The organism is Niallia sp. FSL W8-1348 (assembly GCF_038006745.1).
Lineage (GTDB): Bacteria > Bacillota > Bacilli > Bacillales > Cytobacillaceae > Niallia > Niallia alba.
In genome coordinates this window covers 1,138,190-1,164,047 of record NZ_JBBOVV010000001.1, presented here as the reverse complement: position 1 = coordinate 1,164,047, position 25,858 = coordinate 1,138,190, and the positions used below count along the sequence as shown (strand labels likewise).

The 25,858-nt window shown below is 34.7% G+C and carries 28 protein-coding genes and 2 other annotated features; of the genes, 18 read left to right on the top strand and 10 right to left on the bottom strand.

Translation table 11 applies throughout. The annotated features are described in order from the left end of the window. Window positions 1-131 precede the first annotated feature (131 nt). Window positions 132-332 carry a DUF3888 domain-containing protein gene (locus NST60_RS26740; RefSeq protein WP_084668632.1) on the bottom strand — a complete coding sequence of 67 codons (201 nt, stop codon included), beginning with the start codon at window positions 330-332 and terminating at the stop codon, window positions 132-134. Window positions 333-647: 315 nt separating this feature from the next. Between NST60_RS26740 and NST60_RS05485 the strand changes: the two genes are divergently transcribed. After that, entirely contained in the window at window positions 648-1,718 is a 1,071-nt protein-coding gene (locus tag NST60_RS05485; RefSeq protein ID WP_341098327.1) for a bifunctional transcriptional activator/DNA repair enzyme AdaA, read from the top strand. A 116-nt stretch (window positions 1,719-1,834) separates the two neighbouring features. After that, window positions 1,835-2,065 (top strand) — a binding site (T-box leader). Window positions 2,066-2,322: 257 nt separating this feature from the next. After that, window positions 2,323-2,550, top strand: a binding site (T-box leader). A gap of 53 nt (window positions 2,551-2,603) precedes the next feature. After that, a complete protein-coding gene (thrS, locus tag NST60_RS05480) occupies window positions 2,604-4,529 on the top strand; it encodes a threonine--tRNA ligase (RefSeq protein ID WP_341098325.1) in 1,926 nt (641 codons plus the stop codon). 83 nt (window positions 4,530-4,612) lie between these two features. Here thrS and NST60_RS05475 read toward each other — a convergent pair whose 3' ends face one another. Together NST60_RS05475 and NST60_RS05470 are read right to left on the bottom strand one after the other, a co-directional pair. Continuing rightward, window positions 4,613-5,035, bottom strand: a complete 423-nt coding sequence (locus tag NST60_RS05475; RefSeq protein ID WP_169188054.1) for a DUF4395 domain-containing protein — start codon at window positions 5,033-5,035, stop codon at window positions 4,613-4,615. A 72-nt stretch (window positions 5,036-5,107) separates the two neighbouring features. Continuing rightward, window positions 5,108-5,497 carry a helix-turn-helix domain-containing protein gene (locus tag NST60_RS05470; protein WP_016201875.1) on the bottom strand — a complete coding sequence of 130 codons (390 nt, stop codon included), beginning with the start codon at window positions 5,495-5,497 and terminating at the stop codon, window positions 5,108-5,110. A gap of 168 nt (window positions 5,498-5,665) precedes the next feature. Here NST60_RS05470 and NST60_RS05465 point away from each other — a divergent pair, with 168 nt between their 5' ends. From NST60_RS05465 to NST60_RS05435, 7 genes are all read left to right on the top strand, one after another. Next, window positions 5,666-5,875 (top strand): helix-turn-helix transcriptional regulator, encoded by a 210-nt coding sequence (locus tag NST60_RS05465; protein WP_016201876.1) that lies wholly within the window; start codon window positions 5,666-5,668, stop codon window positions 5,873-5,875. Between the two features lie 48 nt (window positions 5,876-5,923). Continuing rightward, window positions 5,924-6,241 (top strand): hypothetical protein, encoded by a 318-nt coding sequence (locus tag NST60_RS05460; protein WP_016201877.1) that lies wholly within the window; start codon window positions 5,924-5,926, stop codon window positions 6,239-6,241. 91 nt (window positions 6,242-6,332) lie between these two features. Next, window positions 6,333-7,142: a pyrroline-5-carboxylate reductase gene (gene proC / locus NST60_RS05455; protein WP_016201878.1), complete on the top strand. Its 810-nt coding sequence runs from the start codon at window positions 6,333-6,335 to the stop codon at window positions 7,140-7,142. 198 nt (window positions 7,143-7,340) lie between these two features. After that, entirely contained in the window at window positions 7,341-8,945 is a 1,605-nt protein-coding gene (locus tag NST60_RS05450) for a response regulator (protein WP_341098323.1), read from the top strand. A gap of 11 nt (window positions 8,946-8,956) precedes the next feature. Then, window positions 8,957-9,316, top strand: coding sequence for a response regulator transcription factor (locus NST60_RS05445; protein WP_016201880.1), 360 nt, complete (start codon window positions 8,957-8,959; stop codon window positions 9,314-9,316). Then, window positions 9,313-9,495 (top strand): hypothetical protein, encoded by a 183-nt coding sequence (locus NST60_RS05440; RefSeq protein WP_341098321.1) that lies wholly within the window; start codon window positions 9,313-9,315, stop codon window positions 9,493-9,495. Before NST60_RS05445 ends, NST60_RS05440 begins: the two co-directional genes overlap by 4 nt. Window positions 9,496-9,519: 24 nt before the next feature. Then, window positions 9,520-11,751, top strand: coding sequence for an ATP-binding protein (locus NST60_RS05435; RefSeq protein ID WP_341098319.1), 2,232 nt, complete (start codon window positions 9,520-9,522; stop codon window positions 11,749-11,751). 194 nt (window positions 11,752-11,945) lie between these two features. Here the strand turns inward: NST60_RS05435 and NST60_RS05430 are convergent, their stop codons facing one another. Further along, window positions 11,946-12,518, bottom strand: a complete 573-nt coding sequence (locus tag NST60_RS05430; RefSeq protein ID WP_016201882.1) for a YitT family protein — start codon at window positions 12,516-12,518, stop codon at window positions 11,946-11,948. A gap of 347 nt (window positions 12,519-12,865) precedes the next feature. Between NST60_RS05430 and NST60_RS05425 the strand changes: the two genes are divergently transcribed. Then, the gene (locus NST60_RS05425; protein ID WP_341098317.1) at window positions 12,866-14,515 is read left to right on the top strand and encodes a M20/M25/M40 family metallo-hydrolase; all 1,650 of its coding nucleotides are present in this window, start codon (window positions 12,866-12,868) and stop codon (window positions 14,513-14,515) included. Window positions 14,516-14,688: 173 nt separating this feature from the next. Here NST60_RS05425 and NST60_RS05420 read toward each other — a convergent pair whose 3' ends face one another. Continuing rightward, the gene (locus NST60_RS05420; RefSeq protein WP_016201884.1) at window positions 14,689-15,687 is read right to left on the bottom strand and encodes an inorganic phosphate transporter; all 999 of its coding nucleotides are present in this window, start codon (window positions 15,685-15,687) and stop codon (window positions 14,689-14,691) included. 14 nt (window positions 15,688-15,701) lie between these two features. Next, window positions 15,702-16,319: a DUF47 domain-containing protein gene (locus NST60_RS05415; RefSeq protein WP_016201885.1), complete on the bottom strand. Its 618-nt coding sequence runs from the start codon at window positions 16,317-16,319 to the stop codon at window positions 15,702-15,704. Between the two features lie 296 nt (window positions 16,320-16,615). On the opposite strand from NST60_RS05415, the gene NST60_RS05410 reads away from it, so the two are divergent. From NST60_RS05410 to NST60_RS05390, 5 genes are all read left to right on the top strand, one after another. Next, window positions 16,616-17,107, top strand: a complete 492-nt coding sequence (locus tag NST60_RS05410) for a GNAT family N-acetyltransferase (protein ID WP_040342801.1) — start codon at window positions 16,616-16,618, stop codon at window positions 17,105-17,107. A 62-nt stretch (window positions 17,108-17,169) separates the two neighbouring features. Further along, window positions 17,170-18,009, top strand: coding sequence for an SDR family oxidoreductase (locus NST60_RS05405; RefSeq protein WP_016201887.1), 840 nt, complete (start codon window positions 17,170-17,172; stop codon window positions 18,007-18,009). A 135-nt stretch (window positions 18,010-18,144) separates the two neighbouring features. Then, on the top strand, window positions 18,145-18,975 hold the full coding sequence (locus NST60_RS05400) for an aldo/keto reductase (RefSeq protein ID WP_016201888.1): 831 nt from the start codon (window positions 18,145-18,147) through the stop codon (window positions 18,973-18,975). A 70-nt stretch (window positions 18,976-19,045) separates the two neighbouring features. Next, window positions 19,046-19,180 (top strand): hypothetical protein, encoded by a 135-nt coding sequence (locus tag NST60_RS05395; protein ID WP_263479830.1) that lies wholly within the window; start codon window positions 19,046-19,048, stop codon window positions 19,178-19,180. Between the two features lie 56 nt (window positions 19,181-19,236). Further along, window positions 19,237-19,491 carry a GlsB/YeaQ/YmgE family stress response membrane protein gene (locus NST60_RS05390; protein ID WP_016201889.1) on the top strand — a complete coding sequence of 85 codons (255 nt, stop codon included), beginning with the start codon at window positions 19,237-19,239 and terminating at the stop codon, window positions 19,489-19,491. A 58-nt stretch (window positions 19,492-19,549) separates the two neighbouring features. Here NST60_RS05390 and NST60_RS05385 read toward each other — a convergent pair whose 3' ends face one another. After that, on the bottom strand, window positions 19,550-20,473 hold the full coding sequence (locus NST60_RS05385) for an RluA family pseudouridine synthase (RefSeq protein WP_341098314.1): 924 nt from the start codon (window positions 20,471-20,473) through the stop codon (window positions 19,550-19,552). Window positions 20,474-20,647: 174 nt separating this feature from the next. Between NST60_RS05385 and NST60_RS05380 the strand changes: the two genes are divergently transcribed. Next, window positions 20,648-21,055 carry a DUF5365 family protein gene (locus NST60_RS05380; RefSeq protein WP_016201891.1) on the top strand — a complete coding sequence of 136 codons (408 nt, stop codon included), beginning with the start codon at window positions 20,648-20,650 and terminating at the stop codon, window positions 21,053-21,055. A gap of 80 nt (window positions 21,056-21,135) precedes the next feature. Here NST60_RS05380 and NST60_RS05375 read toward each other — a convergent pair whose 3' ends face one another. After that, complete coding sequence (locus tag NST60_RS05375; protein WP_016201892.1) at window positions 21,136-21,609, bottom strand: thioredoxin family protein; 474 nt, start codon at window positions 21,607-21,609, stop codon at window positions 21,136-21,138. Further along, window positions 21,606-22,052, bottom strand: a complete 447-nt coding sequence (locus tag NST60_RS05370; protein WP_101730388.1) for a disulfide oxidoreductase — start codon at window positions 22,050-22,052, stop codon at window positions 21,606-21,608. Before NST60_RS05370 ends, NST60_RS05375 begins: the two co-directional genes overlap by 4 nt. A gap of 212 nt (window positions 22,053-22,264) precedes the next feature. Here NST60_RS05370 and NST60_RS05365 point away from each other — a divergent pair, with 212 nt between their 5' ends. Then, window positions 22,265-23,803, top strand: coding sequence for a bifunctional GNAT family N-acetyltransferase/carbon-nitrogen hydrolase family protein (locus NST60_RS05365; protein WP_101730387.1), 1,539 nt, complete (start codon window positions 22,265-22,267; stop codon window positions 23,801-23,803). A 587-nt stretch (window positions 23,804-24,390) separates the two neighbouring features. Here the strand turns inward: NST60_RS05365 and NST60_RS05360 are convergent. After that, on the bottom strand, window positions 24,391-24,636 hold the full coding sequence (locus NST60_RS05360) for a YhdB family protein (RefSeq protein WP_101730386.1): 246 nt from the start codon (window positions 24,634-24,636) through the stop codon (window positions 24,391-24,393). Window positions 24,637-24,841: 205 nt separating this feature from the next. Between NST60_RS05360 and NST60_RS05355 the strand changes: the two genes are divergently transcribed. Then, window positions 24,842-25,840: a M14 family zinc carboxypeptidase gene (locus NST60_RS05355; protein WP_169188059.1), complete on the top strand. Its 999-nt coding sequence runs from the start codon at window positions 24,842-24,844 to the stop codon at window positions 25,838-25,840. Window positions 25,841-25,858: the final 18 nt, after the last annotated feature.

The following is a 25,858-nucleotide window of genomic DNA, read 5'->3' as shown; positions in this document are numbered from 1 at the left end:
TTTAATTACTAAAACGGGCATTTCAGAAAATCAGTTATAGTTGGAATTTATCCAATGTTAGAGATTTATAGTCTCCCTAAATGGATATTGGTTCAACTAACCATAAGTGGGGGAGGAAGGAAAACCCCCACTTATGGAAGTTTCAGTTTATAAGTTTTTAAATGAGTATGATCTAGTAATTTTATCTCAGGACCATACGATATTTCATATGTCAGTCTGTCTTTACCAACTAGTACATGATGACCAATGGAAGGTTGTACTTCAAAGTTAACGTTAATATAAATCCACGAAAACCATTGACTCTTTTGGTTTGAATCAAGTTTACAAGCCAAGGTTCTATTTCAATCCCATAACCTTCGGGATATGATTTACTTACATCCCTTTGAATATGTGGAATTAGAACTATAGCTAACATATTTTTAATTGAATTTTATTCACCAATTAGTTTTAAACATAAAATTAGAAATTAGGTTAAAAGAACATTTTTTTTGAGTGAGTAAATAAAAAAATACTTGTTCATTTTTCGAAAGTATCTCCTTATTAAATCCTTATAATAAAAGATATAGAAATAACTAATTGAATCATTAAAAGAACTCCAAAGTCAGGGGCAAAATAAAATTGACTCAAAATTAAGGTGGCTTATACACATGATTAATTGTGAAAAAAAGAAAAAAGAATTTTATAAAGCTTTAGTGGACAAGAATCCTCAATATGATGGGATCTTTTTTGCAGGTATCAAAACAACAGGGGTCTTTTGCCATGCAACATGTACAGCTAGAAAACTGAAATACGAGAATTGCGAGTTTTTTTTATCAGCAGAAGAGGCTTTGTTAGCTGGTTATCGGCCTTGTAAGCGGTGTAATCCTTTGTTTTATCCTAATAGTATTCCTCAAGAGGTCGAGATTTTGGTAGCTGCTGTTGAAAGAAATCCTGAGAAACGATGGAAAGAAGCAGACTTTCATGAAATAGGAATTCATTCTGCTACTGCTAGAAGAATGTTTAAAGAGATATATGGGATGACATTTGTACAATATGCTCGATCACGTAGAATGGGGCTTGCTTTTAAAGAGATATTGACGGGGAGAAAGGTAATTGATCAACAATTCTCATTGGGATATGAGTCACCCAGCGGATTTAACGATGCGTTTACAAAAATTATGGGAAACCCTCCTAAGAAGACAAGCATTTCCATCATTAATGCAAATATATTCTCCACACCTCTTGGAAAAATGATTAGTCTATCTGATGCCAACTATCTATATTTGTTAGAGTTTCTAGATAGAAGAGGTCTTGAAAAAGAAATTGAAAAATTAAGAGAGAAACATAATGCTAGGATTTTACCTGGAAACACTGAGATAAATACAAATTTAGTACAGCAGTTAAATCTGTATTTTACAAAGGGACTATCTCAATTTACCATCCCACTTTTAAAAAAAGGAACACCTTTCCAAGTGAAAGTTTGGGATATACTTAACTCTATTCCTCCTGGGCAAACATTGACTTATCAAGAGGTTGCGGAGGAATTAGGAAATAAAAATCTAGTAAGAGCTGTTGGTAATGCAAATGGTGCAAATCAAATTTCCATATTGATTCCTTGTCATAGAGTTGTTAACACAAACGGTGAGTTAGGTGGCTATGGTGGAGGAGTAGGGCGAAAGAAATACTTATTGAATTTAGAGCAGTCTATGGGAAAATCACAGAACGGTTTACTTATATAAGCAAACCGTTCTGTGATTTATTACAAAATTATACGATTGTTTGAAGGAACAGAAAAAATAAAAACAAAGGTTGCATAATTTCTCATTCTGTAATAGAATATTAAAAAAATTGATCATGAAAAGCTTCGACAAGGACATGAGCTACTATTTCGGTTTCCAGAGAGGGAAGAATTGCTGAAAACTTCCTAACACAGAAAGAGTATCTTACCACCTTTGAGCTGTATTGGGGAACAAACTAGTATCCAATACCGTAGACGCAACGTTACTGCCCCAAGCCATGAGAAAACCACAATGTGTTTTTCATGGGAATTTGGGTGGAACCACGGGTAAACGCACTCGTCCCTTTCTTTAGGGATGAGTGCGTTTTTTGTTTTTGGCTGTTTTCTAAAGGATTGTTGTTTTTTCAATAGGAAAAAAGAATTAGTTGGAAAAATGGAGCAGTCGGAATACACGAAGACGCCACAGGGATTAGCGAGACAGTCTGAGACCCCGGAGGCGAAGCTGAGGAGGCTTAAGCTTAGCCCCACGGAAAGCGAAGTGTATTCCGGCTGCGTGTAATCGCAACAAACTTTACGAAAACAGCCTTGTTTTTTAACAATTTAATAATCAAGCGATGAAAAGGACATGAATTATTTTTACTGTTAGCAGAGAGGGAAGAAAAGGTGCGAGCTTCCTAGCAAAGGAAAATAATTTACCACCTTTGAGCTATATTGGTGAACTTGAAGTAACCAATATCGTTTAGGCAGCGTTACTGCCCCAAGCCATGAGAAAACTACAATGTCTTTCATGGGAATTTGGGTGGAACCACGGGTAAAAAACACTCGTCCCTTTCTTTAGGGATGAGTGTTTTTTTTAACCCATAAAATAAAAAAAGGAGTGTAAAAAATGATTCAGGTAGTATTAGCAGATGGAAGTAAGAAGGAATATCCAAAAGGAAGTACAGTTGCAGAAGTTGCTGCGTCTATTAGTGTAAGTTTGCAGAAGAAAGCAGTTGGTGCAAAGATAAATGACGAATGGATCGTGGATATGAGTCATCGAATAGAGGAAGATGTGCATTTGTCTATTTTAACAATAGACTCCGAAGAAGGGGTATCTATTATGCGTCATTCCAGCGCCCATGTAATGGCACAAGCGATACAAAGGTTGTATCCGAATGTACAATTAGCAATCGGACCAGTTGTAGAGGATGGTTTTTATTATGATATGAAGCTTGACCATAGCTTAACTGCCAATGAGTTGGCAGCCATTGAAAAGGAGATGAAAAAAATCATCAAGGAAAATCTTCCTTTTGTTCGAAAAGAAGTTTCGTACGAGGAAGCACTACAACTTTTTCAAGTGAAAGAAGAGAAATTTAAACTAGAGCTATTAGATGCAATACCAAAGAATGAATCGATTTCCCTCTATCAACAAGGAGAGTTTATTGATTTATGTCGTGGGACTCATGTTCCCTCTACAGGTTTTATTAAAGCATTTAAATTAATGCGTGTATCTGGTGCTTACTGGCGAGGTGATAGTAAGAACGAGGTATTACAAAGAGTATATGGAGTTGCTTTTTCGAGTCAGCAAGAATTAGCAGAATACGTGGAAATGATAGAAGAAGCAGGCAAACGGGATCATCGTAAATTAGGCAAGCAATTGGAGCTTTTTATGTTCTCGGAAGAGGCTCCTGGCATGCCGTTTTATTTACCAAAAGGACAAATCATTCGTAATGAATTAGAGCAATTTTCAAGAGAACTTCAGGGTGAGGCGAATTATGAAGAAGTAAGAACTCCATTGATGATGAATGAACGAATGTGGAAACAATCAGGGCATTGGGATCATTATCATGAAAATATGTATTTTTCAGAAGTAGATGAGCAAAAATTTGCGTTAAAACCGATGAATTGCCCGGGACATATGCTTATTTTCAAAAATAGTCTCTACTCTTATCGAGATTTGCCAATTCGCCTAGCTGAATTTGGCCAGGTTCATCGTCATGAATATAGTGGTGCACTAAACGGAATGCTTCGTGTAAGGACATTCTGTCAGGATGATGCCCATCTATTTGTGAGAGAAGACCAAATAGAAGCAGAAATAAAAAGCATTTTTCGATTAATCGATAACGTTTATCGTACTTTTGGATTTGAATACACTGTAGAGCTCTCTACTAGACCAGAAGATTCGTTGGAAGGCGATGACATCTGGGAATTGGCAGAAGGTGCATTAAGAAATGTTCTAGAGAATTTAGAAATTGATTATATTCTTAATGAAGGAGACGGAGCCTTTTACGGTCCGAAAATTGACTTTCATATAAAGGATGCTTTAAAAAGAAGTCATCAATGTGCAACTATTCAGCTCGATTTTCAAATGCCAAAGCTATTTAACTTAGCATATATAAATGAAAATAATGAAAAAGTATGTCCGGTCGTTATTCACCGTGCTATATATGGCTCGATTGATCGATTCTTTGGAATATTAATTGAACATTTTGCAGGTGCCTTCCCTGTTTGGCTTGCTCCAACACAAGTTCAAATTGTTCCTGTTTCAAGTGTTCACCTAGATTATTGCTTAAACGTCCAATCAGCTTTAAAAGAAGTAGGGGTAAGGGTGAAGATAGATGACAGCAACGAAAAATTAGGGTATAAAATCCGCGCAGGACAAATGCAAAAGATTCCATATTTACTTGTACTAGGTGATAAAGAAATGAAACAACATACTGTTAATGTTAGAAAATATGGAGAAGAGAAGTCTAAAGAACTTTCTTTAAATGTATGGAAAGAAATAATCGAAAAACAAATAAAAGAGAGAAGTTTATCCACTCTTAACGGGTAGAAAGACCCTGACTAATGGACGTTTTCTTTATAAACAAACAAGGGATTCAAGTGATTAAGACTGAATCCCTTTCTTCTATTGTATTATAAGCTTCGATTATATTGATATTTTTTCCATTGGAAACGGATGAAGCAGCCAATACAAAATCCAAGTATTGCAACAATGGAAGCAATCCCAACCATGATCGAAAAGATGTAACCAAGGACAGTCCAGTTAAGGAAAAAGGAAAGGGAACCAATTGTTAAGCAAAAAATGGCAATTATTTGGTTAAACTGTTGCTGATCCCAGTCCTCTTGATGGTATTCCTTCTTTGGCTTTTTAAGAAACAAACTTGCTACTTTCATAATGGGATTCCATTGAAATAATAATCCACAGATTCCTGCAATAAGTGGAATAAGCATAATCCAGTATTGCTGCAAAACTAAACTAAGTAAAACAGACAGAAAAATAACCCATTGATTAGTACGAACTAATGGTAGAGGAATTGTTTTCACCAGATCAGTCATAAAACCAACCTTTCTTATAAGAATTATATATATTATACGCTCTTATAAGGGTTTTGTTAAGTTAATAAACTCCTATTTGTTTTGCTTTTCTTCTTCTATAAAATTCCAGAGTCTATATAGCTGTGGAACTGTTCTTTCCGGGTCTTTAATGAGATGGGTATACAGAGTTGGGTATTTTTGCAATTGCGAAAGCAGTTTTGATTCTTCGAAAGAAATGTTATTATCCGTCGCTTTACTATGATAGGTAGCTCTTGTTTCCTTTGTTTCTGATCGGCCAAGTAGATAATCCGTGCTTACATCAAAATAATCCGCAAGTTTTTGTAAGGTGTCTGTATCAGGTTTTCGATTTCCTGTTTCGTAGCCCGAGATTGATACCTTGGTTACATTCATTGCATCCCCAAGTGTTTGTTGAGAAATGTTAGCAGACTTCCGTAAATGTCTCAATCTTTCTGGAAAATTCATCTAAACCAGCTCCTAATTTCGATACCTCTATTATAAGTTAACATTTAGCTAACAGTAAATAATGAATTTTTGTTAACAAATTCGGAATTTTATATTGATGTAAACCACTTGTTTACGTATAATTTTAATAAGGAAAAAAATGATAATTGGGAAGATGAGGTGTAAAAAATGCATCGGAATAAACTGCGTATCATAAGAAAGCAATATGGCTATACCTATCAAATGATGGCTGATAAGCTAGGAATTACGAAGTCTTATTATTGGCAAATCGAAAATGGCAAACGAGGTTTATCTTATGATCAAGCAGTACAGATATCTAGTATTTTTTCAAAAACACCAGACGAGATTTTTCTTCCAGATTATATAAAGCTTAAATGATGATTTCGTGATAAGGATAGAATTTCAAATGAATGAGGGAGGCTTAAAGTGAAGGAGCAAATATACGTAACCGAAGAAAATCTTTTACTAATAAAAGAGGCAATGGATTTTAGTATAGAAAATGCGTCCAAAGGAATTCTATTCGTTTTAGAAATGGTGAGAGAGAAGGTGTCGAATTGTGATGATAGTATGTTGAGGTTGGATGGAATGGAAATGGAAATCATTCTTGTTTCACTCATCGAATATGGTATCTATTTATTATCATTCCATTCAGATAAAGGGAGTTTATGTATGATAGAAGCAATTAGAATAGATCAGCTTAAGCAGGGCTATCAAAGTAGAAACGGTCCGAAGATAATGTGTTAACTATACTATTTAGCTAGTGGTTAGATGGATTGGTTGATTTTCTTCTCGTACTATGTAAGAGTAGAAGGACAAACGAGAGAGGAAGATCAGAGTGGAAAAAAGAAAAGTTGGTTTTATTGGGTGTGGAAAAATGGCCCAAGCGATGGTAAATGGAATGCTTCAATCATCTTTTATGCAAAGAGAAGATATTTTCGCAAGTACGAAGTCAATGGAAAGTGCACAAATGATTATGGAAACTTTTCAAATAGAAACAACGTTAGATAATAAGCAAGTAGCAGGCTTCGCTGATGTTCTTATTATTGCAGTAAAGCCGCATTTATATGGAGAAGTCATACAAGAAGTAAGCTCTTATGTGAAGAAGGAAACAATCCTTGTAACGATTGCTGCAGGAATAGATCTAGCATACATAGAGTCTAAGATGTCTAAAGAGATAAAAGTTATTCGTTCCATGCCAAATACACCTTCCCTTGTAGGGGAAGGAATGACTGTTTTTTGTGCAAATGACAAGGTAAACGAGAATGAGATAGCTTTTATAAAAGACTTGTTTGCGTCATTTGGACAAGTGGAAATGGTGGATGAAAGCTTAATGGATTATATTCCAGCCATTAGTGGATCTTCTCCAGCATATGTATATATGTTTATTGAAGCATTGGCAGATGGCGGCGTTCGAAGCGGAATTCCGAGAGATAAAGCTTATAAATTGGCTGCTCAAGCTGTTTTGGGAGCAGCGCAGATGGTTTTAGAAACAGGAAAGCATCCTGGAATTTTGAAAGATGAAGTATGCACACCGGGTGGAGCAACAATTGAAGCGATCACGACGCTAGAACAAAATCACTTTAGAGGAACCATTTTAGCGGCAATGGAAAGTTGCAATCAGAAAAACAAAGATATGCAAAAATAGTTATATGTAGAAAATGAATCCAACTAGATATTGTTCTATCTAGATGAAAATTCATTCTATATAATAGTAGACATGAAAATGATTAATCAGGCCATTTTTGGTCTGTTTTTTATTGGAACTATATTTAATAAATAAAGGGAAGTTCTTCATTTATTAAATAATAGGAGAAACTCTTTTGCAAAGAGGGTAGGATATGATATGGATAAATACAAGGCAATATTTATTACAAGAATGACAGAACAATTGAGAAACTTACTAAATAATTCACAGGTTATTAGAAATGAAGAAGTATATCAATTGTTGCACACAATAAAAGGAACTTCTGGTACTTTAGATCTCGATCTATTGTTTCAGCTAGTGTCAGATTTAATGGAACACGTGGAGCAGAGAAAAGAAGATTGGTCCCAACCGCAACTAAAGCATTTTCTTGGTGGGCTAATGGATGTATGTGAAGAATATGAACATTTTCATCAAGATCTAAATAAAATCCCAGATTATAGAGATATTGATATTCCGCTTATCCAGTTAATTGACGATGATATTTCGTTGTTAATCTTTTTAAAAGAGAAGTTAGAAAGCAAGGGTTGGATGGTCATTGCTAATTCTCAAGAAGATCATGCGATTGAACAATTTTACTCCATGAATCCAGATTGTATTATTATTGATATTAATCTACCAAAAAAATCAGGTTTTGAGGTACTCGAAGCTATTCAAAAACATACAAAGCATTCCTTTGTACCAAAAATCATGTGCAGTATTGATAATTCTCGTCAGAAGAGAATAGCAGCTTATAAAATGGGAGCCGATGATTTCATTTCAAAGCCACTTGATATGGAAGAATTTTTGATTCGAATTGAAAGGCATTTGGAAAGAAAGCGTATTTTTGATCAGTCGGTCATAATCGATGAATTGACACAAGTATACAATCGAAAATTTTTACAGGATTCCTATAATCGTTTTATTAGTGAGACTTCTAGAACAAAAACGTCAGGAACTATTGCCATATTGGATATTGATCACTTTAAAAAGGTGAATGATACATATGGACATGTAATGGGAGATAAAATATTAACAGTGTTTGCTCAGTTTATTAAGCAAAATATTAGAAATACGGATACTCTTTTTCGCTATGGTGGAGAGGAATTTGTTATTCTTTTTCAACGCGCTACGGAATCAGAGATTATGATTGTATTAAATGGTTTGTTAAACCGTTTTTCAGAGATGGTTTTAAAAGCAGATGGAAATAGATTTTCTTTAACTTTCTCTGCGGGAATATATGAAATAAAAACAACGGATATCCCGTTGAAAAAGGCGCTTGAAATTGCGGATGAAGCACTTTTTTTAGCAAAGGAAAATGGACGGGCTCGTGTAGAAAGTGCGAATCAAATGATTGATGCTCCAAATAAAAAATTACTTAATGTTTCTATTGTGGAAGATGATTCATTGATTCGATCGATTTTAATGAATATATTAAAGTCGATTGAAATAAGTCATCTTACAATCGCTATAAAGGAATATGAAGATGGACTACAGTTCCTTGAATCGAATCGATTAAAAGAAGAAGGCATGCATTTTCTTATATTGGATGGTATTATGCCTGTTATGGACGGATTAGAAGTATTAAAAAAGGTGAAAGAGACCTCTGAAGAGCATAACGCTCATATTCTCATGTTGACTGGAAGAAAAAGTAAGCAAGATATAGCAGAAGCATTACGACTTGGCGCAGATGATTATGTGACGAAGCCTTTTAGTATTACCGAATTACAGGCAAGAATTACACGGTTAATTATGAGGATAAAATAGGAGGAACAGATTTGAAAAGAATTTTACTAGCAGAAGATGAAGAAGTTTTAAGAATGTTAATTGTTGATACATTAGAAGATGAATATGTTGTAGATGAAGCACAAGATGGAGAAGAGGCATTACAATTAATTCAATCTAGTCTATACGATTTATTGATAGTAGATTACATGATGCCTGTTATGACTGGATTAGAAGTGATTGAAAAGGTAAGAGCAGATGAAGAAAAGAAACATCAAAAAATAATGATGTTGTCTGCTAAAAGCCAAGCGAACGAACAGCAAGAGATTATTGAAGCTGGGGCAGATTATTTCATGGCAAAACCATTTAGTCCACTTGCTTTATTAGACAAAGTAGGAGAAATAATTGGATGAAAATTAAAGCTTATTTTAGTAAAAGCATATCAAGGCAGTTTGTTGCTTTAATGTGCTTTTTCAGTTTACTATTTTTAATTGGCTGCTTCTTTCTTGCAATTGGTCAAAAGGTATTAAATGACCAGTATGCGGAGAAAAGGGCAAAGATTCTAGAAAAAACAGCAATCGTTCAAACATAACAAGATAAACTAGAAACTGCTTTATTGGATGCAAGAGGATACTTTGCTTTTCATAATTCAGAAATGAGATCCTCTGCTTTAAAAATGGATGCTGAGACAAATGAACTTATAGGGCGATTTAAAACCATCGCTACAACAGATGAAGAGCTGTTATTAGCAGAAGAATTAACCAGTTTCCATTCCTATTATTTCAAAGAAATTTTACCACAAGCATTACTCTACTTTGAAGAAGGAGAAACGGAAAAAGTTATAAAAATTTCTGATAATGGTGGCGCTGACCGAATTAGCTATATAAAAGGCTCAATAAGTAGTTATATAGAATTGATGAGTAATGAGCTAAATAGTAAGATAGCGGAACTAAATAAAAATATTACACTTTTACAAGTAAGTTTTCTTGTCTATATTATTTTGATTATGACGGCTATTTATCTGATTGGTCGAGCAAGTATCAAAAAAATTGGCAAACCTTTAGCGGATTTATCGCATGCTGCTAATGAAATCGCGAAAGGAATTGATGCGCAAATAAAAGTAGATTCAAAACGAGCAGATGAGCTAGGAACACTTTCTGTTGCATTTTATCAAATGTATCAAAGTGTACAGGATAAAGAACAGGATTTAATGGCACAGAATGAAGAATTATTAGCCCAGCAGGATGAGCTGCACGCTCAGCAAACGGAGTTAGAAGAAGTATTGAATACTGTTCAGGAAAATAAGGAGTCATTAAGAAGAAGAAATGAATTAATTAATAGTATCTCTAACTCTTTATATAAGAATGAAGTGTTAGAAAGTATGATTATCCATCTAGCAGCAATCCTAAAGGCTGACAGAGGAATTATACTATTACTGAAGGATAGAGCTTATGCCTCCTACGGAATCGTGGATGAAGGAGCGGAGCAATTTAAAAATCATGTATTTAAAGGGATGCTTGATCGACTAAAAAAAGAGAAAGATCCGTTTATTATCACAAGAGAAATGGTATTATCCGAAAAAGGCTATCACCTCGAAAAAGGATATACGCATGATTTGTATATTCCTGTCTATAATTCGGATGATGAAATTACAGCAGTCATGATGCTGAGTCGTTTTAGTGATCCTTTCTCCGTATTTGATAAGGAAGAATTTATTGCGCTGGCAAAACAAATTAGTATTTCATTAGATAAAATTGAATTATTTGAGCAAACAGAAAATGATCGTGTATTAAATCACGATATATTGAATACTCTTCAAGAGGGTATTCAGGTAGTGTGTGGAATAGGTGAAATAATTCTCGTAAATGATAAATTTGAAGAAATAGTCGGAGAATCGAAAGAAACGATATTTTATTCAGGCTGTGGATGGGATGAATGGAAGCATCAATTAACAGCTCACTTTAAAGATGAGGAAGGGTTACTGCAGTACATCGAAGCATCGATTCAGGAAAAACAGAACAAGTCTTATAGTGCTTTCATGAAAGATGGGCGAGTTATTAACATTTATGCAGAGGAACTTTATAGAGGAGACGTCAAATTTGGGACAATCCTAGTTTATAGAGATATAACGAAGGAATATGAAGTCGATAGAATGAAGTCTGAGTTCGTAAGCACTGTAAGCCATGAGTTACGGACACCGCTAGCAAGTATTCTTGGATTTACCGAATTAATGATTAATCGAGAATTAAAAGTGGAAAAGCAGAAGAAATATTTACAGACGATATATGGAGAAGCGAAAAGACTGACATCCTTAATAAATGATTTCCTAGACATACAGAGGATGGAAGCAGGGAAACAAACCTATGAAAAGAAAAATATTGATCTTTTGCCAATATTGGAAAGAGTAAAGGATAATTTATCTATTAATACTCCCTCTCATATTATCCAAATTAACCAATTGGTAGAGGAAACGATGGTTATTGGTGATAAAGCAAAAATGGAACAGGTGATGGCTAATCTTTTAAGTAATGCTATTAAGTATTCTCCAAATGGAGGAAAAATTGAGATTAACATATATAAAGAGCTTGATCAACTACGTGTAGCTTTTAAAGATGAAGGTCTAGGAATACCAGAAACGGCAATGGATAAATTATTTACTAAGTTTTATCGAGTAGATAATACGGATAGGAGAAAGATTGGTGGCACAGGACTAGGGCTTTCCATTGTTCAAGAAATAATGAATGCGTATGATGGGAAAGTGATGGTTGAATCAGAATATGGAAAGGGAAGCACGCTTACACTTGTTTTTCCGCTCATCCATGCAATTCAAGTAGTGAGGAAGCTCTAGAAAATAAGCAAACATACTCCATCATGGTAATAGAAGATGATATTAGTTTGGGAGAACTAATTGTTCATGAACGAAAGGATAATGGCTTTCAGGTCGTTTATTATAAAAATACTCAAAAATCCTAAAATGATTGGAATTAAAATGCAAGTCTAGTAATTAAAAGGAGAGGCAAGAGATGCTTCTCCTTTTAATTACTAGACGGAAATTCTTTTTTTCGATAATAAAGTTGTAAAAATTGCTACACAGAAGATGGTTATAAACGATGCAATAAAAGTAGAAAACCCAACAATTTTATAGCCACTCAATAAAACAATCCCATCTATTAGAAAAATAATGACTCCTACCTGAATCGATAGAATGTTTGAGAGAACTTGGGCAAGAAGATCAGTCCCACCAGTGCTTGTCTCAAAACGAAGCATGAGACCAATACCTACTCCAATAACAACTCCCCCTAAAATCGCACTTAATACAACGTTCAATGAAAATAAATTCCTTAAAAAAGAAAGAATATCAATGGAAAAGGAAGAAATAAGAAATCCAAAAATACCATAAATAAAATATTCTTTGTTGTAAAACCAAACGAGTATATACAAAGGAATACTTAAAAGAATCATCGAAAGACCTGTTGGAATTCCATAGTGATAATGAAGAATAAGCCCAATTCCAATAATCCCTCCATCTAAAAGATGATGAGGTACTAAAAATCCATTAACTCCAATACCTATTAGTAAGCTCCCGACAAATGTAGCAGCGATTTTTTCTATCAATAAACATCATCCTAACTTTACCTTGTCCATTGTACTTATACCTATGTGTTAAACAATAAAAATAGAAGAGATTCATAGAGGGGAAAAAAGGAAAATTTTATCCCACTCTTAACGGGTGGTAAGATCCCAAGCTCAAGCTGCGGAAAATCGAGGAAGCTAAGGTGGTGCGAATCTTGCCTAATGGTCCAATAAGTGTAACTAACTCTCAGTGGAGGAAGAGCGAAGTTAACTTAATAAGAATCATCAAATAACTTAAATAATTATTTGAAAAAACAGAAAAATAAGTTGTCAGATAGGTAGAATAGCAATAAACTTAAATTTAATAAGAAAAATCAGGGGATGAAAGCATGTATAATCAATTATCATCTTTAAGGACGGAACAGCAAGTTGAATTGTTAACGAAACAACTTATTCAAATCGAAAGCTATAATGGAACTGCTGGGGAAGTAAATAAGGCTAACTATTTATTTGAAATAATTAGCTCTTTTCCTTATTTTCAAACACATCCAAATCATGTTTGGAAACAGGAATTGGATGGTGATAAACGGTTCAATGTATGGGCATATTTGCAAAGAAATACAGATAAAAAAGAAACGGTCATTTACCATGCGCATGTAGATACAGTAGGAATAGAAGATTATGGAAAGCTAAAAGATATTGCACATAATCCCGATAAATTAGCGGAGTTTTTCCAAGGGTACGAAGGGGACGAAGAGACTCGAGAAGATGCACAGAGTGGAGAGTGGATGTTTGGTAGAGGTTCTCTTGATATGCAAAGTGGAATAAGTATTCATCTCGTGAATCTTCTCTATTATATGAACAATAGAGAAAAGCTAGATGGCAATATTCTAGTTTTATTCAATGTCGATGAGGAGAATCAACATATTGGCATAAGAGGCGCGTTAGATGAACTTGTTCGTCTTCAGCAAGAAAGAGGATTAAGCTATGTAGCGGCTATTAATAATGATTTTATTTCTCCTTTATATAATGGGGATAAAGCAAAATATGTATATTGTGGCGGAGCAGGTAAGTTATTGCCGTGTTTTTCGATCCTAGGAAGAGAGGCGCATGTTGGTGAAAGCTTACTTGGTATTGACCCAACGTTAATCGCTTCAGAGATTAATCGAAACATTAATCAGAATTTTTCGCTAGCCGAAAAGCTGGATAATGAATTAGTGCTGCCACCTAGTTGTTTATTCATGAAAGAAAATAAGCAAAGCTATAATGTGCAAACGCCTCTTAGTACCAGAATGTATTTTAATTATTTTATTTATAAAAAAACACCAAGTGAAGTTTTAGTCGTCTTAAAAAAAATTGCCGAAGCAGCATGCGCAAGAATAGAAAGCGAATTAGCTGAGAACTATTTGGCATTTCGGAAAGCGAATCAGCTGCCAGAACGCTCGGTTAATTGGAAAACAGATGTGATAACTCTTCAAGAATACATGGACTATTTAAAAAAGAGTGGAGAGGAACCAGAAAAGCTGTTGGAATCTTTACTAGTTAGCTTACCTGAGGATTTAGATGATCGTCTAAAAGCTTTTGCATTAGTGGAATCCTTACAGCAATTAGATCCGGAAAAGAAGCCTCGCGTTATTCTCTTTTTTGCTACACCATTTTTACCATCTAATACGTTACAAGAGGATGAAAAATCTGTTTCTTTAAAAGAAGCACTTAAAGAAGTATTACACGAATCGGAAGAGGAATATAAGGAAGAATTTCCATTAAGAGGATATTTCCCTTATTTATGTGACGGAAGCTTTTTAGCATTTAATGGAGATCAAGCAGAGATTGAAACAGTAAAAGCAAATTTTCCAGGAATGCATACGTTATTTCCAATAGATCTTGAAAAAATGAGTAATTTAAATATCCCTGCTTTAAATATTGGTGTCTATGGAAAAGGTGGGCATAAATGGACAGAAAGGGTATATAAGCCATACACATTCCAAACCTTGCCATTGCTTATAAGAAAGGTTACAGAAAGATTGCTTTCGCTTTAAATACAAAAAAATCTTTACCCAATTTGGTAAAGATTTTTTTGTATGACTAGATTATTTAATAATAATAAGTTATTAGAGATACTGAGCAGTCTCACCGCTCGCCCCACGGAAAGCGGTGAGGCCGCGGGTAAATAGCACTAACCTTTATAATGATATTTATACAAAAAAATTACTTAAAAAAAGAAGTGCAAGATATAATAACAAATTGCAGCTATGCTAGCTGAAATTGGTAATGTAATTACCCATGTAATCAGCATTCTTTGTGCTGTTCCCCATTTAACCCCTTTTAATCGGTGTGATGAACCAACACCTAGGATTGAAGAAGAAATAACATGAGTTGTACTAACTGGTAAGTGGATTAAAGTTGACCCAAAAATAATCATTGCGCCTGTTAGGTCAGCTGCAACTCCATTTACTGGGCGAATTTTCATGATGTTTCCACCTACTGTTTTAATAATTCTCCATCCACCAACAGATGTTCCTAGACCCATTGCAGCGGCACAGGCAAACTGTACCCAAAACGGAACTTCATCTGTTGTAACATAATTATTAGCTAATAAAGCCATTGTGATAATCCCCATTGCTTTTTGGGCATCATTTGTACCATGAGTATAAGACTGCAATGCTGCCGTGAATATTTGAAAATAGCGGAAGCGTCTATTTGTTTTTGTTAAGTTTAAATCTCTAAAGAAAAATTTAAAGATCGAATAAACAATATATCCAACGATAAAGGCGATGATTGGTGAAAGAATCAATGCCTGAATAATCTTAATAAATCCAGTGTAATTAAGGGAAGCAAATCCGGAAGATGCAATAGCAGCTCCAGCGATTGATCCAATAATGGCATGGGAAGAACTACTTGGTATCCCATAATACCATGTAACTAAGTTCCAGATAATAGCAGCGATTAATGCGGCAAGGATAACTAGTGATCCATTTGTTAAATCAAAAGGATTAACTATTCCTTTTGTAATCGTCTTTGCAACACCTGTAAATGTCATCGCACCTATAAAGTTCATACATGCTGCCATAATAATCGCATGTTTCGGTTTTAAGGCTTTTGTTGACACTGCAGTTGCAATTGAGTTGGCTGTATCATGGAAGCCATTGATAAAATCAAATGCTAATGCAAAGACAACGATTAATATAGTAAGTATTAATAGTGTATTCATTGGAAAAAGACTCCTTACGCGTTCTTCATAATAATACTCTCAAGTGTGTTTGCAACACTTTGACAGTAGTCAGCAATATCCTCAAGATTTTCATACACTTCTTTATATTGGATAATGCGAATAGGATCTTTTTCTACAGAGAATAGGTTTTTAATGGATTGACGTAAAATGCCATCACATTTAGATTCATGGTCTTTAATTCTAATCGCATATTCTCTAATTTTAGGTAATTTTTTGGTTGTAAGCAGATCCACTGCTTTGTCGATTTCAACTGCACAATTCTTAATTTCTTCCACAAAACGAAGCATGTATTCGTCAGCGCTAATGATGTTGTACATTTCAAATAGTGCTGCCGTATGCTCAAGGCCATCTAATACATCATCCATGCTCATTGTAAGAGCTAGAATGTCTTCTCTTTCAATGGGAGTAATAAATGCTTTATTTAATTCTGTGATAACTTCATGAACATATGTATCACCTTTTGTTTCAATTTCCTTCATTGTTTCAGAAAAAGTTTTTAAATCGCTAACGTTTGTTAATTTATAGTCAGCAAAAAAATCTGCTCCTTCTTTTAAATTTGAAGCGATATTTTTTAACATAACAGCAAACTTATCTTGTTTTTTAAAAACCATTGCGGTTACCTCCATTAATATATAACAAAATATGACTAAGCCTTACATATTGTATAGGAAAGTTGTCGAATATCCTAGTATTTTATAAAGAAATTTACAAAATCTTAATATTTGGTTTACAAAATTTTAAGAAAATAACATTACATTTTTACAAAGTTCGCACTAATTTAATAATTATCGTCTATTTACAGAGATAAAATCGTAACAATCTGCTTCTCTGCCCATAAAGTGTCCAATTTATTGTTTCAGAATATAGTAATAACATAATGTCCAAGTAAGGAGGAAGAAAATTGTTAATGGATGATACTATTTTGATACGAAAAACCCTAGAGAAGGATCTCGCCTATGTGATAAGTACTGAAAATGATCCCACAAATAGTCCTTATATATTACAATGGTCATTACAGGAACATAAAAAAGCGATATCAACTGATTCTAATCTCTTACATTTGATTGTTCTAGACAAAGCATCGGAAAAACCAGTTGGTTATGTCTTAATTAATGGACTGGAAGATGAAAGTAATAGCATCGAAATAAAAAGAATTGCCTTTTCCGAGAAAGGGAAGGGATATGGAAGAAAAATGCTTCAGTTAATAAAAAAATGGGCTTTTACCGAAAGGAAAGCAAATCGGTTATGGATAGAGGTAGTCGATCATAATAATCGTGCAAAGTCTCTTTATGAATCAGAAGGCTTTAAGATAGAAGGATTACAGCGCGAAGCAATAAAATTAAACGATAACTACCAATCCATCTATATGATGTCCATGTTAAGTAGTGAATATAAGTAAGTGGAATGTTTAAAGGATTGACGAATAATTAATGCCATATATATGAAGGAAAAGGTGAAACAGTGGAGAAGAAAGTAGTCCTAATAACAGGTGCAAACAGTGGGTTTGGTAAATGGATGGCACTAGAGTTTGCAAAAGCAAATTATACAGTTATAGCATCAATGAGAGATAGAAATAAAAGCAAACCATTAATCGACATCGCAACTAAAATGGGGGTAATGTCCAATATTGAAATTATTATTTTGGATATTACTTCCGACAAATCAGTTGAAAACTTAACATTATATTTACAGGAATTTGGACGAGTAGATTTGTTAATAAATAATGCTGGTTATGCTGGAGCTGGTTTTTCAGAGGAAATACCCATCCAAGAATATCAATTGCAAATGGACACAAACTTTTTTGGGACAATTCGTGTAACACAAGCTGTTCTACCGTTTATGAGAAAACAAGGTCAAGGAATGATTATTAATATGAGCAGCATAAGTGGAGAAATCGGATTTCCTGGCATGTCCCCTTATGTATCCTCTAAATTTGCATTAGAGGGATGGAGTGAGTCCTTAAGATTAGAATTAGCACCTTTTTCAATTCCTGTTATCCTCATCGAACCTGGTTCTTTTCAAACAAATATTTGGACAACAGGGAAAAAAGTTACGGAGAAATCCACCTTGGCGACATCACCATATTTTACTTACATGAATCAGTTAGATACATATTTACAAAAAAATAGGAATAAGGATGGAGATCCAAGGGAGCTAGCTAGAAAAGTAGTTGCTATTGCTCAAAAAAAACAGCCCAAAATGCGTTATGTAGTTGGAAAAGGAACGAAAAGTACTATCCTTGTTAAACGCATTATCCCGTGGAAATGGTGGGAGAAAATCGTTCTATTTATCTTAAAATAAAAATATATTAGGAAGTAGTCGCTTATTGTTAGCGACAGTATATAGAAGTTTCACTTTATAGTGCAATCATATTTATAGAGAAGCATTCAAATAAGTGTTATTATATGGATAATTCTGATTTTGGGGGTGTTTTGTTTGGTCTATAGCATCGAACAAAAAGTAAGGCTACATAATGGAGTAGAGAAACCACAATTGGGTATCGGAGTCTTTAAAGTAGAAGAGGGAGATACGGTTTTTCATACCGTGCAAACTGCTTTGGAACTAGGTTATCGTGCTATTGATACTGCTGCTATTTACAGAAATGAAGAAGGAGTCGGAAGAGCAATAAAAGAAAGCGTTGTCTCTAGGGATTCCCTCTTTATCACCACAAAAGTTTGGAATGAGGATCAAGGATATGATTCGACACTAAAGGCATTTGAGACAAGTTTAAAGAAGCTTGAATTAGATTATCTTGATTTGTATTTGATACATTGGCCAGGAAAAGATAAGTATGTTGAAACATGGAAAGCGCTTGAGAGATTGTATGAAGAAGGAGCAGTTAGGGCGATTGGTGTAAGTAATTTTCATGAGCACCATTTAGACCATTTACTTGCAAATGCAAATGAAAAACCAACTGTTAATCAGATTGAGCTACATCCACGACTTTCTCAAGAAAATTTAAGAGAATATTGCAAGAAAAAAGATATCAGAGTGGAAGCATGGTCCCCGATTGCGAAAGGTCGGTTAGTAAATGAACCTACCCTTAATTATATTGCCAAAAAGCATGGGAAAACCCCAGTTCAAGTTATTTTGCGCTGGCATCTACAAAATGGACATATTATTATTCCTAAATCCATTCATCCTGAAAGAATCAAGGAAAATGCAGAGATATTTGATTTTCAACTAAGCTTAGTGGAAATGGATCAAATAGATCAATTAAATATGAATGAAAGACTTGGTAGTAATCCAGATGAATTGCTATTTTAATTTAAATTAGTGTACCTGTAAAACGGGACAAAAAAAGATCTACCCTATAATGAATAGGTGTAGATCTTTTTTGTTCGGAACCATTTGTATGAATATTCATGAAACAATGAATCTTTTGTTAGGTTTAAAAGCAGCACAGGGTGGTAAATATAAGTACAAGCAGATAGAGAAGATAACCGTACGGGATAATAAAGCTGCAGCATGAATTCTTCCCTGTCTCATGAAAAAAATAAAACACTATAATAAAAAGGAGTGTTAAATATGGGATTTTTATGGTCATTAATTATAGGTGGTATTATAGGATGGTTAGCAGGCTTAATTGTAGGTAAAGATATTCCTGGCGGAGTGATTGGAAATATCATTGCTGGTTTTGTTGGTGCATGGTTAGGTTCATTAATTCTTGGTGATTGGGGTCCATCGATTGCTGATTTTGCTCTAATTCCAAGTATTATTGGAGCTGTTGTCCTAGTATTTATTTTAAGCCTGATTATGCGTGGGATGCGTAAAACAACATAATGGATAATAAAAAAGGGAAATGAGCTTTTTTAAGCCATTTCCTTTTTTTTTTGAAAAACTATTTCAACAACTCTTCCCAGTCGTCATCAGGGAAAATAGGTGGGCTGTCCATTGGAGGGGCAAAGACGGTAATTTCTTCCCCAGAAATAGGGTGGATGAATTGAATTTTTACGGCATGCAATGCTTGGCGATGAAAAATTGGTTGGCCACCGTAAAGTGTATCGCCAGCAAGCGGATGATGAATGGAGCTCAAATGAACTCTAATCTGATGGGTTCTACCTGTGTCTAATGTGCAAGATATAAGCGTTAATCCTTGATTAGGCAATCGATTCATTCGTTTGAAATGCGTGATTGCATTTTGTCCCGTTTCTGAAATTCTTCGGCGGCTACTGTGATATCTGTCCTTCCCAATAGGCTTATTAATGGTTCCTTTTTTCTGCGATAGGAATCCTTGTACAAGTGCGATATATGTCCTCTTGATTTTTCTTTCCCTCAACATATAATCAAGCATATTAGCGACCAAATCGTGTTTGGCAAAAAGAATACAGCCAGTTGTATCTCGATCCAATCGGTGAATATGCTTTAATTGTCGTTCTTCTCCATTCATTAACAAATGATAGGCAACACCATTTAATAAAGCAGAAGCATCTTCGGGAGAATGAGGATGTGTATCTATCCCATCTGGCTTATTAACAACGAGAAGAAAGTCATCCTCATAAAGAATGGAGAGATCCATATAGGTCGGAATAATGTCATTTGGCTCCTGCTGAAAGAGCTTAATTTTTAAAATATCTTCCTGCTTAAGCAACGTATTCCAAGGAACATTTTGGTTATTTACCTGTACTTTTTTCCCCATTTTAGATAAGTGGATTTGTTTTTTTGAAGCTAATAAAATTTGTGAAAATAATGCCTCGATTGATAAACCTTCCCATTGGAAAGGGATTTTAAGCAGTAGCCAGTCTCCTTTTCTTTCAAATAGCATATATAAATCTCCTTTATCTTTTTGTGTCATAATTATAAAAGTGTCTTAAATCTAACTTAGTTATCATATCATGGTTTTAATTACCACAGAAATGGTTTTGAGGGATATGTTAGACTAGGGTTATTACTTTGTGTAGTGTAAATTTATAAAGAAATAAAGAGGGTGTTTCATTTCATGAAAGTTGTTTTTGCATCAACACCAACACAAGAGGAAAGAATTAATGAACTGGTTCAGACCTTTTATTCAAAGATATTTCCTTTCTATTTTTCAGACAAGGAAATTAATAAGTTCGAGCGATTGAAGGTTCTTGCTATCACTCCTGAAAAAGCACAGTTATTAAGTACGTTAAAAACATCTTATCAAGTTATTGCAAGTTTGCAAACCCTTGTGAATATACTGGAGGATCCAGAGAATAAATGTAAATATAAGCATTTATTCGAAAGAAATGTACAAATATTAGAGGACTTAGATATTTTCTTCCCATTTGATTTAGCAAATTTTAAAATTGATGTTAATGGAAATTCGTACAATCAAGCAAATTTTAGTATGTATGCAGAGGCGAATAATCAGTATTTACTATAATTTATTCTTAGTTGCCTAGGTTCCTAATTAATTGAAAAATAAGCCACCGCTGTTATCAGAAACTGCGGTGGCTTATTGCTTTATTTAGTAACACTATATTCCTCTAACCATTGTTTAAATACAGCAGGCTCTCTGTAGCCATTGATTCGACTTACTTCTTCTCCATTTTTGTACTGAACAATTGTTGGCGTGGATTCAATATTGTATTTATCCCAGCCTTCTTCAAATTCCCATAAGTTATATTGATCGATGGATACATTTAATTCTTCAGCAAGTGGCATTAGTTCTGGTGTAGTCTGTTTGCAGTACATACAATCTGAGCTAAAGAAGTAGACGGTAACATCTTCTTCCGTTTTTAATTTTTCCTCTAGTTCACTAGGAAGAATAATATTCTGGTAATTTGGATCATCTAATAATTCAATTGTTTCAGGTTTTAAATTATCTTTTTTATACATATTGCCTTCTACAGCTTTTTCTTTTTGCATATTAGATAAAAAGGCTACCCCTGCAAATAAAATAATAATAAAGACTAAGAAAAATATTACTTTTTTCATTCATTCATCTCCTTTGTTTTTTTCCAAATGATAAGGCTGCAAGAAAAAATAATGATAAAGCCAATGAGTGCCATAAAGGGGATGGTTATAAACCCTAACCAATTTATGTATTCGCCTGTACAAGCAACCGGTCCACATGCAGCAGCTGCTTCAAAGATGCTAGCTAACTTTTGGAGCGAATAGTGATAAATGGAAATACATGCACCAATACCAGAAAGAATCATGGTGTAAAAGGTGATTTTATAATCCTTTCGTATCACCGCAATCCCTAAAATAATTACAAACGGGTACATTAATATCCGCTGATACCAGCATAAAGTACAAGGAACAAACTCTCTGATTTCTGAAAAATAGAGACTGCCGAACATGCTAAGGACAGCAGCAATCCATGCTAAATATAAGATGTTTTCTCGGGAATCCTTTTGCTTTGTTTTTTCTTTCATACGAGTCTCCTTTACAGTCGTTTATTCACTATAAAATTAATAAAGGTATTTTCACTATAGAAAAAGTATAAAGGTATTCGGAATTGATGTAAACAAACTAGATTTCATTAAAGGAGATAGATTATATCTGAAAAAAATGGGGAAATGTAGAAATAGTAAATAGAAAGTAAAATTTCTTTAAAGAAGAGACATTTATAAGGGAGTCAAATAGTATGCCAAAATTGGATTTATCAAGATTTGAAAAGAAATTAATTATCCGAAACACTGATTATCAGGATATTGATAAGATTATGAAGCTGCAAGCAGAGTGCTTTCCAGGCATGGATCCTTGGAAAAATGATCAATTAAAGAGCCATATTGATATCTTTCAGGAAGGACAATTTGTGGCAGAGTATGATGGAGAAATAATCGGTTCCTGTTCTAGCTTGATCATTAACTTTGATGAATATGATGCCCGCCATACATGGGATGAAGTGACAGATGGTGGATATATAACAAACCATAATCCAGATGGCTATAATCTTTATGGAATAGAAGTAATGGTAGATCCAGCTTATCGGAGAATGAAAATAGGTCATCGTCTTTATGAAGCTAGAAAAGAGTTGGTACGACGTTTAAATTTACAAAGTATTATCATTGGCGGTAGAATTCCAAATTACTATAAGTATGAAGATCAAATGACGGCAAGAGAATATGTGCAGGAAGTTCTGCATCATAAAATATACGATCCGGTCTTGTCTTTTCAATTATTAAATGGATTTACGCTAATGCGAATTAATCCCAACTATTTGCCAGACGATGCACAATCGAAAAGTTATGCAACGATTATGGAATGGAATAATGTCGAATATATGCCAAAATCCAAACGTTTTTTCAAAAGCAGCTATCCGGTGCGGATTTGTGTCGTTCAATATATGATGAGGCAAATATATAGCTTTGAAGATTTTGCCAACCAAGTGGAGTATTATACAGATGTGGCCTCTAATGCAGAATCAGATTTTGTTGTGTTTCCAGAACTGCTTACTTCTCAATTAATGTCATTTATGGATGAACGTGTTCCAAGTACGGCCATTAGAAAGGTAACAGAATATACCGAGCAATATATTGAACTTTTTACGAATTTAGCGATTCGTTATAATATTAACATCATCGGAGGTTCCCATTTTGTGAAGGAAGATGATGAAGAAATTTATAATATTGCTTACCTTTTTAGACGAGATGGAACGATTGAAAAACAATATAAATTACATATAACTCCTAATGAACGGAAATGGTGGGGAATAAGACGAGGAGATGCGATTAGGGTTTTTGATACAGATTGCGGAAAAATCGCGATTCAAATTTGCTATGATATTGAATTTCCAGAGCTTGCTCGGATTGCAACAGATATGGGAGCGAAAATTATTTTTACCCCATTTTGTACAGAGGATCGTCAAGGATATTTACGAGTACGCTATTGTGCACAAGCAAGAGCAGTTGAAAATCAAATTTATACGGTTATTGCTGGAACTGTCGGCAATTTGCCGCAAACAGAAAACATGGATATCCAATATGCACAATCTGCAATCTTTGCACCATCCGATTTTGAATTTGCACGAGATGGAATTGTTGGCGAAACCAACCCTAATATCGAAATGGTCATGATCGGGGATGTAGACTTAGAAATATTAAGGAGACAACGCCAAAGAGGAACTGTCCGCCAATTAAAGGATAGAAGATTTGACGTTTATCGAATTGAATATAAAAAGTAAGGGGTATGAAAATGAGTCATATTTAAGGCTTCGATTCTAAAACTTAGAGGTTTGTATATAGCATATTTATTAGTCCCTTTGAATAGGGAGGTTACTTTCCGCTCCAGGGGTTCGCTTTCCGTGGGGCTCGCGCTGAGCCGCGGTCTGCCTTTGGCCTGCAGGGTCTCAGCTGTCTCGCTAATGAGACCACTGAAAAAGTCTTTTTTTCGTGCGAAATGAAGAGCAAGCATATTTGAAAGTGAAAATAAGGTTGGTTTGGAGAGGCGTCCGCTCGACTCCTATGGGAGCTGCGAGAAAGTCCGAGACCCCGCAGGAACGTAGTGACGAGGAGGCTTGGCGCTCGCCCCATGGAAAGCGAGCGGACGCCTCGGAAAACAAATCCATCATCTTATGTTTAAAAAGTGGCTATTGCCCATCATCATTAACTAGCCAGTTTTTCAGTGCCCACCTCGCTAATCCCACTGGAGTCTCACCCCTTCCACTCCAAGCAACGCATAAAAATTCCATTTAACTTTTTAAAAATCTTTTTGTCTACAAACTGAAACCACGGCCGAAAAGCCGTGGTTTTTTTGGTGGAATTCTATAGATTACATTGTGGTTGTGTGAATCCATTCATCTTCTACTAAATCGTTGGCGTGATCGATGTAGCGTAATAATGAATATAAATGTTTTTCTATGACAGAATAATCATGTTCAAAGTTGTAGGCGTGTAGAAATTGTTCGATTTTTTTTGAGAGAAAGTTATCATGGGTTCTTACCATTAGTATAAGAAGATTATCCCACTCTGATCGATGTGTATAATATAGGGCTCGATCATAATCTGATTTATTCATTTTAATGCCTCCTTTTGTGGGAAGGAGATGATTATATTATATGACGAAAGAGAAGAATGTTACTCACTAAAAGTTGGCTATATTGATTTAAAAGGATTTTCTATTTTTACCTGTATAATTTCGTGTAAAAAAAGGGAGAAGAAATTGACTGTAATATGAATAAGGAATGTTCCACATTCACAATATAAACAAAAAAGGGGTTATTATGAAACGGCGACTTATTATTATGACAATCATCGTATTGCTACTTTCTATCTATCCAAAGGAATATCGTGCAGATTCAGTTATTGATGTGAATAAAGAGTATACATACGAAGATTTTCAAGAAGATGTTTGGATTTTGAAGAGTAAATATAAAAAGCAGTTACAGGTGCATACGATTGGAAAATCAGAATTTGGGCGGAAGATTTACGCGGTTCAAATAGGTACAGGAGAAAAAAGCGTTCTTCTTTCTGGTGCCCATCATGGAAGAGAATGGATAACTTCTTTGTTAACAATGAAAATGACAGAAGATATTGCAGCAACAATGAAAAATGGAGACAACTTTCTCGGTTCCTATTCCATTTGGATTGTACCGATGATTAATCCGGATGGAGTCACGATTCAACAAGGGAAAATTAATAAATTCCCGTTTTTTTCTAAAAGAAAAATTAAGAAGATGAATGGTGGTATAGATGATTTTACGCGCTGGAAAAGTAACGGACTAGGAGTGGACCTTAATCGACAGTATCCGGCTGGATGGGAGTATTTAAAGGATTCAAAAAAAGAGCCTTCCTATAAAAATTATAAAGGTAAGGCACCATTTGAGGCAGCAGAAGTACAAGCGATTGTAAAGTTAACAGAAAAAATTAAACCAACAATTGCTGTAGCTTATCATTCGTCTGGGCAAGAGATTTTTTGGCAATATAATAACGGTGTTAATGAGGAAAGAGACCAAATGATTGCAGAAGTTCTCGCAAAAGAAACAGGATACAAGCTGGGGACACCTAACAAAGATGCAATTGGGGGTGGATTTACAGATTGGTTTATTACTACCTATCATTTGCCAGCTTTTACAATCGAAATATGTCCATTGGTAGACGAGCGCGATCCTTCCTTAATTAATTTTTCAAATGAATGGGCAAGAAATAAGGCCATTCCAAGAACACTGATAGAGGAAGCAAAAAAAATAGATGCGGTACATAAAAAAATGTTAGGGGACTAATAATAAGAAAAAAATATT

Coding starts and splice junctions, on each gene's coding strand:
- NST60_RS05470 (WP_016201875.1), bottom strand. CDS start 5,497: ATGAATTTTCCAGAAAGATTGAGACATTTACGGAAGTCTGCTAACATT.
- NST60_RS05475 (WP_169188054.1), bottom strand. CDS start 5,035: ATGACTGATCTGGTGAAAACAATTCCTCTACCATTAGTTCGTACTAAT.
- NST60_RS05485 (WP_341098327.1), top strand. CDS start 648: ATGATTAATTGTGAAAAAAAGAAAAAAGAATTTTATAAAGCTTTAGTG.
- NST60_RS05385 (WP_341098314.1), bottom strand. CDS start 20,473: ATGCTATTTGAAAGAAAAGGAGACTGGCTACTGCTTAAAATCCCTTTC.
- NST60_RS05415 (WP_016201885.1), bottom strand. CDS start 16,319: ATGGTTTTTAAAAAACAAGATAAGTTTGCTGTTATGTTAAAAAATATC.
- NST60_RS05355 (WP_169188059.1), top strand. CDS start 24,842: ATGAAACGGCGACTTATTATTATGACAATCATCGTATTGCTACTTTCT.
- NST60_RS05465 (WP_016201876.1), top strand. CDS start 5,666: ATGCATCGGAATAAACTGCGTATCATAAGAAAGCAATATGGCTATACC.
- NST60_RS05410 (WP_040342801.1), top strand. CDS start 16,616: ATGGATGATACTATTTTGATACGAAAAACCCTAGAGAAGGATCTCGCC.
- NST60_RS05390 (WP_016201889.1), top strand. CDS start 19,237: ATGGGATTTTTATGGTCATTAATTATAGGTGGTATTATAGGATGGTTA.
- NST60_RS05420 (WP_016201884.1), bottom strand. CDS start 15,687: ATGAATACACTATTAATACTTACTATATTAATCGTTGTCTTTGCATTA.
- NST60_RS05370 (WP_101730388.1), bottom strand. CDS start 22,052: ATGAAAGAAAAAACAAAGCAAAAGGATTCCCGAGAAAACATCTTATAT.
- NST60_RS05440 (WP_341098321.1), top strand. CDS start 9,313: ATGAAAATTAAAGCTTATTTTAGTAAAAGCATATCAAGGCAGTTTGTT.
- NST60_RS05365 (WP_101730387.1), top strand. CDS start 22,265: ATGCCAAAATTGGATTTATCAAGATTTGAAAAGAAATTAATTATCCGA.
- NST60_RS05360 (WP_101730386.1), bottom strand. CDS start 24,636: ATGAATAAATCAGATTATGATCGAGCCCTATATTATACACATCGATCA.
- NST60_RS05375 (WP_016201892.1), bottom strand. CDS start 21,609: ATGAAAAAAGTAATATTTTTCTTAGTCTTTATTATTATTTTATTTGCA.
- NST60_RS05380 (WP_016201891.1), top strand. CDS start 20,648: ATGAAAGTTGTTTTTGCATCAACACCAACACAAGAGGAAAGAATTAAT.
- NST60_RS05450 (WP_341098323.1), top strand. CDS start 7,341: ATGGATAAATACAAGGCAATATTTATTACAAGAATGACAGAACAATTG.
- NST60_RS05425 (WP_341098317.1), top strand. CDS start 12,866: ATGTATAATCAATTATCATCTTTAAGGACGGAACAGCAAGTTGAATTG.
- thrS (WP_341098325.1), top strand. CDS start 2,604: ATGATTCAGGTAGTATTAGCAGATGGAAGTAAGAAGGAATATCCAAAA.